The following is a 13,184-nucleotide window of genomic DNA, read 5'->3' on the forward strand; positions in this document are numbered from 1 at the left end:
GGATCAGCCTCCGATCTCGAACAGGCCGGCACAGCCCTGGCCGCCCGCGACGCACATGGTGACGATGGCGTAGCGCGCGCCCCGGCGGCGGCCTTCCAGCAGGGCGTGGCCGACGAGGCGGGCGCCGGACATGCCGAACGGATGGCCGATGGCGATGGCGCCGCCGTTGACGTTGACGCGTGCCGGGTCGATCCCGAGCCGGTCGCGGCAATAGACGGATTGCGAGGCGAAGGCCTCGTTCAACTCCCACAGGTCGATGTCGGCGACTGTGAGCCCGTGGCGGTCGAGCAGGCGCGGCACGGCGAAGACCGGGCCGATGCCCATCTCCTCCGGCGAACAGCCCGCCGAGGCGAAGCCCCGGAAGGTGCCGAGCGGGGTCAGACCGCGCCGCGCCGCCTCGTCGGCGGCCATCAGCACGCAGGCCGACGCCCCGTCCGAGAGCTGGCTCGCATTCCCGGCGGTGATGAAGGCGCCCTCCCCGCGCACGGGCTTCAGCTTGGCGAGGCCGTCGAGGGTGGTGTCGGGGCGGTTGCCCTCGTCCTTGGCGAGCCGCGTCTCGACCTGCCGCGTCTCCCCGGTCGCCTTGTCGGTGACGGCCATGACCGCGCTCATCGGCACGATCTCGTCCTCGAACAGACCGGCCTCCTGCGCAGCCGCCGTGCGGCGCTGGCTTTCCAGGGCGAAGGCGTCCTGCGCCTCCCGCGAGACGCCGTAGCGTGCGGCCACGATGTCGGCGGTCTCGATCATCGGCATGGCGATGGCGGGGAGATGCGCGTCGAGCCACGCGTTGCGGGTGAGTTCGCGCTGCACATGCGGCTGGACGAGGCTGATCGACTCGACCCCGCCCGCCACGGCGACGGGAACGCCGTCGAGCACGATGCGCCGCGCAGCCGAGGCGATGGCTTCCAGCCCTGAGGCGCAGAAGCGCGAGACCGTGACCCCCGCCGAGGCGACGGGCACCCCGGCGATGAGCGAGGCGCGGCGGGCGACGTTGCCGCCTGTCGAGGCCTCCGGGTAGCCGCAGCCGAGCACCACCTCCTCCACCGCCTCCGGTTCGAGCCGGGCGCGGTCGAGGGCGGCGCGGATCGCGTGGGCGGCGAGGTCGGCGCCGTGGGTCTGATTGAACGCGCCCCGTTGGGCCTTGCCGATCGGCGTGCGCGCGGTGGAGACGATGACAGCGTCGGTCATGCGTGCGCCTTCCAATCGGCGAAGCGGCCGCCCTCGGCGGCGAGGCGCTTCAGGAGGGGGGCGGGCTCCAAGCTGTCGTCGCCGGACTCGTCGGCGAAGCGGCTAAGGTCGGCGGCGATCCTGTCGAGGCCGACCCCGTCGGCCCAGTGCATCGGACCGCCGCGCCACGCAGGCCAATTGTAGCCGTTGATCCAGATCGTATCGATGTCGCCGGGCCGGGCCGCGATGCCCTCATCGAGGATGCGGGCGCCCTCGTTGACCATCGGGTACATCAGCCGCGCGATGATCTCGTCGGTGGTGAAGCGGCGGCGGGTGATGCCGTGCTCGGCGGAGACCCGCTCGATCAGCGTCTCCACCTCCGGGTCGCGGGTGCCGGTGCGGGCGCCCTCGGGATAGAGGTAGAAGCCGCGCCCGGTCTTCTGGCCGTAGCGGCCCATCTCGGCCAGCGAATCCGCGACCGGGGCCCGCCCGCCGAAATCCTTGCGGGAGCGCCAGCCGATATCGAGCCCGGCGAGGTCGCTCATGGCGTAGGGCCCCATGCGGAAGCCGAACTCCGTCACGGCGGCGTCGATCTCGTGCGGAAGCGCGCCTTCGAGCAACAGCCGTTCGCCGGCCTTGCTGCGCTTCTCCAGGATGCGGTTGCCGACGAAGCCGAAGCACACGCCGACCGCCACGGGCAGCTTGTTGAGGCGCCGCCCGAGGTCGAGGGCGGTGGCCAGCGCGTCCGGCGCGGTCTTCTCCGCGCGGACCACCTCCACGAGGCGCATGACGTTGGCCGGGCTGAAGAAGTGCATCCCGAGCACGTCCTGCGGCCGGCTCGTCACGGCGGCGATGGCGTTCACGTCGAGATAGGAGGTGTTGGTGGCCAGGATCGCGCCGGGCTTCGCGATCCGGTCGAGTTCGGTGAAGATCGTGCGCTTGACGCCCATCTCCTCGAAGGCCGCCTCGATCACGATGTCGGCCTCCGCCGCATGGGCGAGGCCGACCGCCCCGGTGATGCGGTTGATGCGGGCATCGCGCTCCGTCTCGGTAATGGAGCCGCGCTTGGCCGAGCCGGCATAAAGGCCGCGCACCCGGTCGAGCCCCTGGCCCAGCGCGCCCTGCTCGGTCTCGATCACCGTGACGGGGATGCCGGCATTGGCGAAGCACATGGCGATGCCGCCGCCCATCGTGCCGGCGCCGATCACGGCGGCGCGGGCGATCTCCCGGCGGGGCGTGTCCTTCGGCAGGCCCGGCACCTTCGCCGCCTCGCGCTCCGCGAAGAAGGCATGGCGCAGGGCTTTCGAGCGGGGATCGTCCACAAGGGCGCGGAATTCCTCGCGCTCGGCGGCCACCGCTGCGTCGAACGGCTTCTCGAACGCGCCGCGCACGGCGCGCACCAGGGCGGCGACGTTGGTGGCGTTCGGGTCGCGCTTCAGCGCCTCGCTGGCCTTGGCCTCGAAGGCCTCGCGGGCGGATTCCGTCAGGGGCTCGTCCCGGTCGCGGGCGCGGGGCAACCGGCTGGCATCGGCCAACTCGCGGGCATGAACCCGCGCCGCCTCCACGAGGTCGCCGAGTTCCACCTTGTCCACGAAGCCGAGTTCGGCGGCCCGGCCGGCGCTCACCGGCTCGCCGGTCAGCATCATGACGAAGGCGGGGACCGGGCCGATCAGGCGCGGCAGGCGCTGAGTACCGCCCGCGCCGGGGATGAGCCCGAGCTTGATCTCCGGCAGGCCGAGCTTCGCCCCCGGCGCGGCGAGCCGCGCGTGGCAGGCGAGCGCCAGTTCGAGCCCGCCGCCGAGCGCCGCGCCGTTGATGGCGGCGACCACCGGCTTCGGGGCGGCGTCCAGCCGGGCCAGGATGTCGGGCAGGATCGGCGATTGCGGGGGCTTGCCGAACTCGCTGATGTCGGCCCCGCCGACGAACAGCTTGCCCTCGGCCGCCAGCACGACGGCGCGCACGGATTCGTCCACGAGGACTTCGGCCAGGGCGGCATCGAGCCGGGCGCGGAGTTCGGCGCCGAGCGCGTTGACGGGCGGGTTGGAGAGGGTGAGCACGGCGATGCCGCCGTGGTCGTCACGCTTGATCATCGGGCCCTCCCTGTTCCGCTGTGCGGAATGTCGTTCTGCATTTCCGCCAGGGTGGCCGGTTGGGGACCGGCCTGTCAAGGCGTGGAAGGTTTGGAACGCAACACCGTCTCGGCTGGCGGAACGGGCCGAGGGACCCGGTTTGACAGGCTCGGCGGGGCTATGCGAACCCTTCCGCCGCCGCGAGACGGGGTTCAACCCGTGGCGGTCCGTTGCGGTTGCGCGGCCCCTTCGGAGGTCGCCAGGGAGGAGACCCGCGTGAAGAGCCGGATGCCCGTTTCGCGCCGTCCGATGCCGGGAGACCGGCCGTGAGCGACGCGCTCGTCCCCTCCGCCGCCGAGGCGAGGCTTCCGCCTGTCCTGCGAGGCCGGCTCGCCCTGCCGGTCATCGCCTCGCCGATGTTCATCGTCTCGGGGCCGGACCTCGTGATCGCGCAATGCCTCGCGGGCGTTGTCGGGGCGTTCCCGGCGCTGAACGCGCGGCCTCAACCCGTCCTCGACGAGTGGCTGACGCGGATCACCACCACGCTCCGTGAAGCCCAGGCCGCCGACCCCTCGCGCAAGGTCGCGCCCTTCGCGGTGAACCAGATCGTCCACGCCTCGAACGACCGGCTGGCGCAGGATGTCGAGGCCTGCGTGCGCCACGCGGTGCCGATCATCATCACCAGCCTGCGGGCGCCGGATGCGGTGATCAAGCCGGTCCACGCCTATGGCGGGGTGGTGTTCCACGACGTGATCTCCGTCCGCCACGCCGAGAAGGCGCTGGAGGCGGGGGTCGACGGGCTGATCCTCGTCTGCGCCGGGGCCGGCGGTCATGCGGGCACGCTCTCGCCCTTCGCCCTGGTCTCGGAGGTGCGCCGCTTCTACGACGGGCCGATCATCCTGTCGGGGGCCATCGCCACGGGCTCGGCGATCCTCGCCGCGCAGGCGATGGGCGCCGACCTCGCCTATATGGGCACCCGCTTCATCGCCACGCAGGAGGCGAACGCGGCGCCGGGCTACCGGGAGATGATCACCGGCTCTTCGGCCACCGACATCCTCTACACGCCCTATTTCACCGGCGTGCCGGGCAATTACCTGACGCCGAGCATCGTCAAGTCCGGGCTCGACCCGAACGCCCTGCCGGAGCGCGACAAGACCGCGATGAACTTCGGCAGCGCCCAGGTGAAGGCGTGGCGGGACGTGTGGGGCGCCGGCCAGGGCGTCGGCAGCATCGACGACGCGCCCCCCACCGCCGACCTCGTCGCCCGCCTCGCGCGGGAATACGCCGAGGCGAAGGCCCGGCTCGCGGGATGAGCGACCTCGCCGCGGAAGAGGCCGGAGAGGACCGCCACTTCGTGACGGCGCTGGCCCGGGGCCTGTCCGTGCTCGCCTGTTTCGGGCCGGGGCGGACGAGCCTCGCCAACCACGACATCGCCGAGGCCTGCGGCCTGCCGCGCTCCACGGTCTCGCGGCTGACCCACACCCTGACCCGCCTCAACTACCTGCAACACCTGCCGGAATCGGGCCGCTACCGGCTGGGCACGGCGACCATCGCCCTGTCCTCGGCGGCGCTGGGCGGGCTCGACGTGCGCGCCATCGCCCGGCCGGCCCTGCGGGCGGTGGCCGAGGCGGCGAACGCCTCCGTGGGGCTCGGCGTCCGCGACGGGTTGAGCATGCGCTACGTCGATTGCCATCGCGGCCCGGCGGCCATCGCGCTGAACCTCGACACCGGCTCGCGGATCTCGCTCGCCCGCAGCGCCATGGGCCGGGCCTATGTCGCGGTCTGCCCCGAGCGGGAGCGCGAGCGGATCTACGAGGACCTGAAATCCCTCGACCCGGTGGCGTGGCCGAAGCTGCGCGCCGGGCTCGACCGGGCCGTGCGGGAGCACCGGGAGATCGGCTGCTGCACCTCCTTCGGCGAGTGGCAGGAGACCGTCTGCGCCATCGCCGTGGGGTTCGACCCCGGCGGCGGCCTGCCGGCGATGTCGGTGAATTGCGGCGCCCCCTCGGTGATCACCGACGGGCGCTTCCTGATGGAGGTGGCCCGTCCGCTGCTGATCGAGGCCGTGCGCGGCCTCGACGGCGTGATGGGCGCTTGAGGATGACGCGATGCTGTTCGACCCCGACGACCTGCCGCTGACCGGCATCCGCGTCCTCGACCTGTCGCGGGTGCTCGCCGGGCCGTGGTGCGCGCAGGTGCTGGGCGATTTCGGCGCCGACGTGATCAAGGTCGAGCACCCGGAGCGGGGGGACGACACCCGCGACTGGGGCGTGCGCACGACGCCGGGCAACACCTCGTATTTCGACAGCGTGAACCGCAACAAGCGCTCCATCGGCGTCGATCTCGCCGCCCCGGAGGGCCTCGCCCTGGTGAAGGCGATGGCCAGCGACAGCGACGTGCTGGTGCAGAACTTCAAGACCGGCGGCGCCGACCGGCTCGGCCTCGGCTACGACGCGCTCAGCGCCGAGAACCCGGGCCTGATCTACTGCTCGGTGGCGGGCTACGCCTCGGACGGGTCCGAGGCGACGCGGCCGGGCTACGACCTCGTCGTGCAGGGCGAATCGGGGGTGATGGCCCTGAACGGCGAGCAGGGCGGGCCGCCCCTCAAGTTCGGCGTGGCGGCGGTGGACCTGTTCACCGGCCAATACGCGGCGCAGGCGGTGATCGCGGCGCTCTACCAGCGGGAGCGCACCGGCAAGGGCCGCAGGATCGACCTCGCGCTGTTCGACAGCGGGGTCTCGCTGACCTCGTATTACGGGCTCGAATCCCTGGCGCAGGGCTTCGATTCGCCCCGCTACGGCAACGCCCACCCCTCCATCGTGCCCTACGGCGTGTTCGAGGCGGGCGACGGGCCGCTGGTCATCACGGTGGGCAACAACGGCCAGTACCGGCGCTTCTGCGAGGGGGTGCTGAACCGGCCCGACCTCTGCGCCGACCCGCGCTTCGCGACCAATCTCGACCGCTCGAAGAACCGCGCCGCCTTCGTGCCGGTGCTGGATGCCGAGCTCGCCAAATGGACCCGCCGCGATCTCATCGCGCGGCTGCGGGAATGCGGCATCCCCTGCGGCGAGGTGACGGGCCTGCGCGAGGCGCTGCTCGGCGAGCGGGCGAAGGAGGCCGGGCTGATCGTTTCCGGTGAGACCGGCGGCAATGTCATCGCCCCGACCTACCGCCTCGACGGGCGGCGCCTGCCCGTCCGCCGGATGCCGCCCGATCTCGGCGGGTCCACCGCCGAGATCCTGGAGGAGCGCCTGGGCCTCGGGGCGGCCGAGTGCGAAGCGCTGAAGGCGAAGGGCGTGGTGCGCTAGCGCCGCGTTCCCCAGCGGGAGCCCATGGGGCTGCTGCCGGCATCGGCGCCGATGGCCGGGCCGGCGGCGCGCTCGGGGCGGTGGGTCGAGGGAGCAGCCATCGGCTCCGGGGCGATCATGTCCGGCACGCCGGCCTGGGCCTCGGTGCCGCGCCCTTCCGCGAACTGGCCCGCCTTGCGGAAGGTCCAGAGGTAGCCCGGCACCACGGCCTCGGCGGCGGTCGGCACGATGCCGAACGCCTCGATGCTGCGGCCTTCCGCCTTCGCCGCGTCGGAGACGACGTTGTCGGTCTGGAGCAGGATCACCTGATCGCGGGTGAGCTTCAGCTCGTCCGGCAGCATCCCGAGCGTCAGGGTGTTCACGATCTCCAGCGCCCGCGCCTGGATCTTGGCGATGGGCAGCGGCAGGTCGAGAACGAGGCGGCTGCGCTGGATGGTCTTCAGCATGTAGCGGACGAGGTGGTCGAGGGTCGCGACCTCGGGCCCGCCGAGTTCGTAGACCCTGCCCCCGGCGACATGCCCGTCCACCGCCTTGGCGACGGCCTCGGCCACGTCACCGACGAAGACCGGCTGGAAGCGCGTCTGCGCGCCGGCGAGCGGCAGCACCGGCAGGGCGCGGGCGAGGCCGGCGAAGCGGTTGAAGAAGCTGTCGCCCGGTCCGAAGATCAGCGACGGGCGCAGGATGATCGCGTCCGGGCAGGCGGCGACCACCTTGGCCTCGCCCTCCGCCTTGGTGCGGGCATAGGCCGAGGGCGAGTCCGCATCGGCGCCGATGGCCGAGACCTGGATCATCCGCGCGCCGTTGGCGGCGGCGGCGCGGGCGATGGCACCCGCCCCGTCCGCCTGGAGCCGCGCGAAGCGCTGCGGCCCGCTCTCCTGCAGGATGCCGACGAGGTTGATGACCACGTCCGACCGCTCGACGGCGCGGGTGATCGAATCCGGGTAGCGCAGGTTCGCCTGCACGGCGACGATCTGGCCGACCTTGCCGAGCGGCTGGAGGAACAGGGCGAGGTCCGGCCGCCGCACCGCGACGCGGATCCGGTAGCCGCGCTTGGCGAGCGCCCGGACGACGTGGCGGCCGAGGAAGCCGGAACCGCCGAAGATCGTCACGAGCTGCGTGTCGGGGCGCCGCGCCGGCCCGGCGGGCGTCTCGTGCTGCGGGTCGAGATGCGTTTCCTGGCCGGTCATCACCGTCGTCTCGGGCTCCTTGCAGTGCGGAAGAAACACTGCCGGGGCCTCCTTAGCCCAACCTGGCGCCGCAGGGGAGAGGCGAGGACCGCGCGCGGTGATGTGATGAGCCGATCCGTCTCCGCCGGGGAACGACGGGGCGGCGCGGACATTCCCCCGCTCTCACCCAGGTCGCTTGCAGGGAATGCGATGATGTTCGGGATGCTCGCCTCGGCCGTGGTCGCCGTGTTCGGACTGCTCGTGGCGCTGGGGCGTATCGGCCACCCGATCGACGATCAGGCGGTGTCGCCCTTCGGATGGAGCATCCTGACGGTCGGGGCCGCCCTGTTCGTGCTGTTCGCCTTCCGCCGCTTCAGCGCCGCGCGCGGAAACCGCCCGGCCTGATTCGGATGCGGAGTTCAGGCCGCGCGGACGCGGGGACGGGCCTCGCCGCCCACGGCGTGGAGGTCCGCATTCCGCGCGCCCACCACCACCGATTGATGTTCGCGGGCGATGAAGGCGCTCGGCATTTCGGCCTGCATGTCCGCTTCCATGGCGTGCAGAGTCGTATCGGAATGGGCCGGATGCAGGTGGATGATCGCCACCGATTTCACCCCGGCGGCGTGGGCGAGCTCGACGCCCTTCTGCCACGTGGAATGGCCCCAGCCCCGGCAGGTCGGATATTCGCAATCCGTGAACATGCCGTCGTAGACCATCAGGTCCGCGCCCGCGACGAACTCCGCCAGGGCCGGGTCCGGCCACGGGTCGCGGTGCTCGATGTCGCTGATGATGCAGAGGCGCCGGCCGTTATGGTCGAATCGGTAGCCCACCGACCCCTGCGGGTGGTTGAGCAGGATCGTGTCCACGCGCGTCCCGTCCTCGAAGACCAGCGGCTCGCCGGCCTTGAACCCGTGATGGCTGAACGTGCAGCACAGGGCGTCGAGTGTAATCGGGAACAGCGGCGGCGCGAACAGCCTGTCGAGGGCCTCGCTCGCCGACTGGCCGTCGAGGTTGCCGCACCACGTGCGGATGGTGCGGTTGCAGTCCAGCACCGCCGGCTTGAAGAAGGGCAGGCCCGCCGTGTGGTCGAGATGAAGGTGGCTGAACAGCAGGTCCACCCGCTGCGGCAGGTCGGTCCGATGGTTCTGGCCGAGGTTGTACAGGCCCGAGCCGGCGTCGATCACGAACAGGCGTTCGCCGCAGCGGACCTCCAGGCACGGGGTGCTTCCGCCGAACTCGGCGTATTGCGGCCCGCTGACCGGGGTCGACCCACGGACGCCCCAGAACCTGAGGACGAGGTCGTCGTTCGCTGTGCCCGGAAGGGGCACGGGATCCTGGGACATGGTGATCACTTCGGACGGACCTTCCCGACCGCAACAAGGATCGGATCTCCGTCGTCGTTCCAGAGAAAAAGGGCGAAGTCCGGCAGAAGTCCGTTACAGGACTACCGTTTCGTCCCTGATGGACAATGAATTGGGGAATGTAACCGCGCCGCGATGTGCGGGCGCACACACGGGGCCGGCTCCGAGCCCGGCCTTCTCACAGGTCAGCCATGAAATTGGGGCCGGGCGCTGAAGCTTTGCCGGGCAATGACTTATTCCGCCGCACCGCGCGTCAGAGCGGGGCCGCCGAGGCGACGAGGCCGGGCCGGCTGAGTCGCGGCTCGCCATCCTGGCCGAGAGTGTCGCGCAAAAGACGCGGCAGGCTGTCGGCGTAGCGGGTCTCGAATGGGTCGGCGAGGCGGGCGAGGGAATCGCGCGGGCTCGCATAGGCGGGCAAGAAGGGCGTCTCGCCCGGCCGGGGCGCGGCGGCGATCCAGCCCGTCCAGACCGAGTCCGGCACCGGGGCCGCCCGGCGGCGGGCTGGCGTCAGGATGACCTCCTGCGCGGCGAAGGCCAGGGCCTCCGGCCGGCTGATGTCGCCGACCGCGCCGCCGCGCGACACGTAGGCCGCCCAGAAGGCGTTCTGGCCGCCATCGGAATAGGTGGTGCGGACGGCCGGCGCCTCGGTGGCGAGGGCGGCGATCCGCGCCTCCTCCATGGCGTGTCGGGTGACGTAGGCCGCCTCGCGCTTCGGGTCCTTGGAGGGGGCGAAGGCGTAGCGCCCGCCGACCACCGAGACCTGCGGCTCCTCCCCGGTCGCCTCGAACCGGTCGGCGCCTTCCTTCAGGTTCTGCCAGAAGGCGAAGTTCGGATCGCTCCGGTGGCGGGCGAGGTTCTCGGCCGTCATGCGGAACGGGAAGGCCTGGAACTGGAAGGCCGCTTGCCCCCCGGCCAAGGCCTCGCGGGCGATGGCGTAGATCTCCTCCACCGTCCCGTTCGTCATGGCGAAGCAGCCCATGGACGAGCAGATGCCATGCACCATGATCGCCGAGCCGCTGCTGCCATGGGCGCGGTCGTAGGCGTTCGGGTACCCGACGTCGAAGGACAGGTGATAGTGCGAGTTCGGGTTCATCTGCCGCTTCGCGACGGAATAGAACCCCTCCGGCACCTGCCGGTCGCCGTTGCGGGTCTTGGGGCCGAGCTGTCCCGACCAGCGGCAGATCGGGAAGGACTTGATGAAGACGTAGCCCTTGGCCGCCTTCTTCCAGACTTCGAGTTCCGATTCGCGCTTGTAGGCGCGGAACACGACCGGCGCCGAGGCACTGGTGCCCTTCGACGCCATGATCGCGAGCGTGCCCGCCGGGATCGGAGCCGTCGCCTTGTCCTGCGCCGTCGCGGCCGAGCCGAGGGCGAGGAGGACGAGGCCGGCGGCGAGGCTTGTCCGGAGAGGCATGAACCGGGGGCGGGATCCAGGGGCGCGATGCGTCCCGAGGGGTGCCGCATCATGCTTAACCGACTGTTAAGCCAGCGATCTTCGCCCCCCTTTGCGGCGCCGGTGAGGCCGCCTAGGCAGGTTCAAGCACCGCGTCCGCCTGCGGCACCACCGCGCTGTTCTCCACGGCGATCACCGCGTCGAACGGATCGAGCCCGTCCGGCACCGTGGGGCCATGCAGGCAGACGATGAGGCCGCGCCCGGCGCGCAGGCGCCGCAGCCCGGCGAGGCGCGCGGCGAAATCGTCCGGCTGCCGGGCTTCGAGGACGGCCATGACGAGGATGTCCGGCTCCCGGGCGAGGCAGCGCACGAGTTCGATGGCGATGCGGTCGCGGGCGCCGATCGCCCCGTCCGACAGGGCGCCGCCGCCCGTGGGATCGACCTCGCTGTCGAGGCCCCGGCGGTAGACGGCGGCTTCCAGCCCCTCGTCGGCGAGGAAGCGCCGGAGCAGCGCCCGCACGCGCGGCTCGGCATTGGCCTCGCCGAGGCTCACCCGGCCGAAGAGCAGGTTCTCCTCCAGGCTCGCCGCCGGGTTGATCCGCGCCGGATCATGGAACTCGACCGCCCCGGAGAGGTGCGCCGGCAGCATCCGCGCGAAGGAGCGCCGAGCCTGGAGCAGCCTCTCCTCGAAGGCGGGGTCGATGAGGCCGAAGCGGTGGCGCGTCTCGCTGTAGCGCAGGGCGAGGCCGATCAACCGCTTCCGGTCGCGCTGGCCCGCCGGCCCCCGCCGCAGGCCGGTGGCGGAGGGCAGGCGCACCACCAGATCCTCGAAATAGCCCCGCTCGGCGGCCGGGAAGAGCGAGTAGGCATCGAAGAGCGGGTGGTCGTTCGGCAGTTCCGAGAAGATCTCGACGGTCATGCGCGCCACCGTGAGGCCGATCTCGGTGAGCGGGCGCACGAGGTCTTCCGCCTCCAGCACCGCGCGCATGTAGGGGTTGCGGGCGAGCCGGGCCGGGGCGAAGGCGCCCCCGACCGGCGTGCCGAACAGGATGTTCTCGCCGACGCTGGCTTGGTGGTTGTAGCGCTCCGGGTCGAACGGCTCGATCAGCCGGCCCGCCCCCTCGGCGGCCAGCGCCGCCTGCATCCCCCGCCGGGCCGCGACGATGGCGGCGGCGAGGTCGGGATCGGTCTTTGCATCGAGCCTACCTTCGAGGCCCCGGCTGTAGACGAAGCCGTCGAGGCCGGTGAGGCGGCAGAGGCCGATGAGCGCGATGTCGTCCGGGGCTTGGCCGGGCTTGGTGCCGTAGAGCAGGTTCTGGCGCAGGCTCCCCTCCACGAGGATCGCCTCGCCCCCCGCGAAGGCGATGCGCCGCGCCCGCTGGATGGGGTCGAGGGACGTCAGGTCGAGCCCGGCATAGGTCACGGCGCCGGCGGTGGGCTCGATCTGCCCGGCGAGCACCGCCGCAAGCACCCGCGCGCCGCTGCCGCGCCCCCCGGTGATCGCCACATGGCCCGGCATCGTCACCGCCACGTCGGAGCGGGCCAGCCGCTCGCCCGTGGCCGGATCGAAGGCGCCGACATCCTGCGCCGCGAGCGTTCCGGCCTCCGGCAGGCGTCGCGTCACGGGGGGCGCCGGGCGGGAGCCGGTGCGGCCGTCGAGGGCGGCGACCGCGCGGGCGAGGTCCCGCAGGCGGGGCCGCACCGCCTGACGCGTGAGCCAGAGCCGCACGCAGGCGCCGACGAGCCACGCGGCCACGCCGAAGGCACCCGCCGCCGCCGCGAGGTCGGCGGGCTCCACCGGCGGCGAGGCGGCCTCGCCCTTCAGGCCGGAGCGCCACAGGGCCGTGCCGATGGCGAGCGCGGGCAGGATCGCCGCCAGGGCCACGGCGGGGCCGCGCGCATAGGCGAGGCGCGCCTCGGCGCGGGCGATCTTGGCGCGGTTGACCGCGACGCGGGAGGTGATCCGCGCCATCTCCAGAGCGCCCGCCCCGTGGTTGCGCACGGCGGGCAGGCGCCGCACGAGGTCGCCGAGACCGGCCTCCACCCGCGCGGCGGTGCGGATGCGCAGATCCTGCCGCTCGCGGCCCCGGCGCAGCATCAGCGCGTCCGCGAGGGCGGCTGCCGCGAGGCCCACCGCCGCCGTCGGCACGAGGCGCGGCGCGGCGAGGGCGGCGAAGGCCAGGGCCAGGGCGACCGCCACGAGGGTCATCGCCGGCACGACGATGCCCGCTGCCAGCAGTCGCTCGGTGCGGCTCAAGACCTCACCCACCAGCCGGGCGATGCCCCGGAGGTCGTCCCGCGCCGTGGCCGGCGAGGCGATGACCGCCCGGATCGCCCGGTCGCGGACGGCGTCCGCCGCGCGGTTCTGGGCGCGGAAGCACAGCACCGCGACCAGCCAGCCGACGGCGGCCAGCGCCAGGGCGCAGCCGGCGATGCCGAGGAAGCCCGCGAGTTCCAGGTCCGCCGGCCGCATCGGCCAGCCCTTCGCCAGCACCCATTCCCCCTGCGGTATCCCCACCGTGAGCCGCAGGAACGGCACGCTCGGCGCCTCGTCGCGGGGCATCACGCCGATCAGATCGCGTAGGCACAGCAGCGCCAGGGTGCAGAGCGGCGCCCCGAGGCCCACCGCCAGCGCCGTCGCCGCGGCATGGAGGCGCCGCGCGTTCCGCCAGGTGATGCGCAGGGGATCGGTATCCATGCGCTCCCTTATACAGCCGACG

10 protein-coding genes are annotated in these 13,184 nt (G+C 72.5%); 4 read left to right on the forward strand and 6 right to left on the reverse strand.

Features of this window, described 5'->3' with window-relative positions:
* Positions 1-3 precede the first annotated feature (3 nt).
* Together AAHF99_RS07930 and AAHF99_RS07935 are read right to left on the reverse strand one after the other, a co-directional pair.
* On the reverse strand, positions 4-1,188 hold the full coding sequence (locus AAHF99_RS07930; RefSeq protein ID WP_342163600.1) for an acetyl-CoA C-acyltransferase: 1,185 nt from the start codon (positions 1,186-1,188) through the stop codon (positions 4-6).
* Positions 1,185-3,257, reverse strand: a complete 2,073-nt coding sequence (locus AAHF99_RS07935) for a 3-hydroxyacyl-CoA dehydrogenase NAD-binding domain-containing protein (protein ID WP_342163601.1) — start codon at positions 3,255-3,257, stop codon at positions 1,185-1,187. The genes AAHF99_RS07930 and AAHF99_RS07935 overlap by 4 nt, the downstream gene beginning before the upstream one ends.
* Positions 3,258-3,652: 395 nt before the next feature.
* Between AAHF99_RS07935 and AAHF99_RS07940 the strand changes: the two genes are divergently transcribed.
* The 3 genes from AAHF99_RS07940 to AAHF99_RS07950 are packed head-to-tail and all read left to right on the forward strand — an operon-like array spanning position 3,653 to position 6,544.
* Positions 3,653-4,549 carry an NAD(P)H-dependent flavin oxidoreductase gene (locus tag AAHF99_RS07940; protein ID WP_342163916.1) on the forward strand — a complete coding sequence of 299 codons (897 nt, stop codon included), beginning with the start codon at positions 3,653-3,655 and terminating at the stop codon, positions 4,547-4,549.
* Positions 4,546-5,334, forward strand: a complete 789-nt coding sequence (locus AAHF99_RS07945) for an IclR family transcriptional regulator (RefSeq protein ID WP_342163602.1) — start codon at positions 4,546-4,548, stop codon at positions 5,332-5,334. The genes AAHF99_RS07940 and AAHF99_RS07945 overlap by 4 nt, the downstream gene beginning before the upstream one ends.
* 10 nt (positions 5,335-5,344) lie before the next feature.
* Complete coding sequence (locus tag AAHF99_RS07950; protein WP_342163604.1) at positions 5,345-6,544, forward strand: CaiB/BaiF CoA transferase family protein; 1,200 nt, start codon at positions 5,345-5,347, stop codon at positions 6,542-6,544.
* Here the strand turns inward: AAHF99_RS07950 and AAHF99_RS07955 are convergent.
* A complete protein-coding gene (locus AAHF99_RS07955) occupies positions 6,541-7,731 on the reverse strand; it encodes a complex I NDUFA9 subunit family protein (protein ID WP_342163605.1) in 1,191 nt (396 codons plus the stop codon). The genes AAHF99_RS07950 and AAHF99_RS07955 overlap by 4 nt on opposite strands.
* Before the next feature lie 189 nt (positions 7,732-7,920).
* On the opposite strand from AAHF99_RS07955, the gene AAHF99_RS07960 reads away from it, so the two are divergent.
* Positions 7,921-8,115, forward strand: coding sequence for a hypothetical protein (locus tag AAHF99_RS07960; RefSeq protein ID WP_342163607.1), 195 nt, complete (start codon positions 7,921-7,923; stop codon positions 8,113-8,115).
* 14 nt (positions 8,116-8,129) lie between these two features.
* On the opposite strand, the gene AAHF99_RS07965 is transcribed toward AAHF99_RS07960, so the two are convergent.
* From AAHF99_RS07965 to AAHF99_RS07975, 3 genes are all read right to left on the reverse strand, one after another.
* On the reverse strand, positions 8,130-9,053 hold the full coding sequence (locus tag AAHF99_RS07965; protein WP_342163608.1) for an MBL fold metallo-hydrolase: 924 nt from the start codon (positions 9,051-9,053) through the stop codon (positions 8,130-8,132).
* Between the two features lie 271 nt (positions 9,054-9,324).
* Complete coding sequence (locus tag AAHF99_RS07970; RefSeq protein WP_342163610.1) at positions 9,325-10,485, reverse strand: L,D-transpeptidase family protein; 1,161 nt, start codon at positions 10,483-10,485, stop codon at positions 9,325-9,327.
* Positions 10,486-10,597: 112 nt separating this feature from the next.
* Positions 10,598-13,162 carry an ABC transporter ATP-binding protein gene (locus tag AAHF99_RS07975; RefSeq protein WP_342163611.1) on the reverse strand — a complete coding sequence of 855 codons (2,565 nt, stop codon included), beginning with the start codon at positions 13,160-13,162 and terminating at the stop codon, positions 10,598-10,600.
* Between the last annotated feature and the right edge of the window lie 22 nt (positions 13,163-13,184).

The organism is Methylobacterium litchii, from assembly GCF_038442315.1.
GTDB classification, from domain to species: domain Bacteria; phylum Pseudomonadota; class Alphaproteobacteria; order Rhizobiales; family Beijerinckiaceae; genus Methylobacterium; species Methylobacterium litchii.

Bases quoted from the DNA above. Each gene is read 5' to 3' on its own strand.
- AAHF99_RS07930 (WP_342163600.1), bottom strand. From the start codon at position 1,188: ATGACCGACGCTGTCATCGTCTCCACCGCGCGCACGCCGATCGGCAAG.
- AAHF99_RS07940 (WP_342163916.1), top strand. From the start codon at position 3,653: ATGTTCATCGTCTCGGGGCCGGACCTCGTGATCGCGCAATGCCTCGCG.
- AAHF99_RS07975 (WP_342163611.1), bottom strand. From the start codon at position 13,162: ATGGATACCGATCCCCTGCGCATCACCTGGCGGAACGCGCGGCGCCTC.
- AAHF99_RS07960 (WP_342163607.1), top strand. From the start codon at position 7,921: ATGATGTTCGGGATGCTCGCCTCGGCCGTGGTCGCCGTGTTCGGACTG.
- AAHF99_RS07955 (WP_342163605.1), bottom strand. From the start codon at position 7,731: ATGACCGGCCAGGAAACGCATCTCGACCCGCAGCACGAGACGCCCGCC.
- AAHF99_RS07935 (WP_342163601.1), bottom strand. From the start codon at position 3,257: ATGATCAAGCGTGACGACCACGGCGGCATCGCCGTGCTCACCCTCTCC.
- AAHF99_RS07965 (WP_342163608.1), bottom strand. From the start codon at position 9,053: ATGTCCCAGGATCCCGTGCCCCTTCCGGGCACAGCGAACGACGACCTC.
- AAHF99_RS07970 (WP_342163610.1), bottom strand. From the start codon at position 10,485: ATGCCTCTCCGGACAAGCCTCGCCGCCGGCCTCGTCCTCCTCGCCCTC.
- AAHF99_RS07950 (WP_342163604.1), top strand. From the start codon at position 5,345: ATGCTGTTCGACCCCGACGACCTGCCGCTGACCGGCATCCGCGTCCTC.
- AAHF99_RS07945 (WP_342163602.1), top strand. From the start codon at position 4,546: ATGAGCGACCTCGCCGCGGAAGAGGCCGGAGAGGACCGCCACTTCGTG.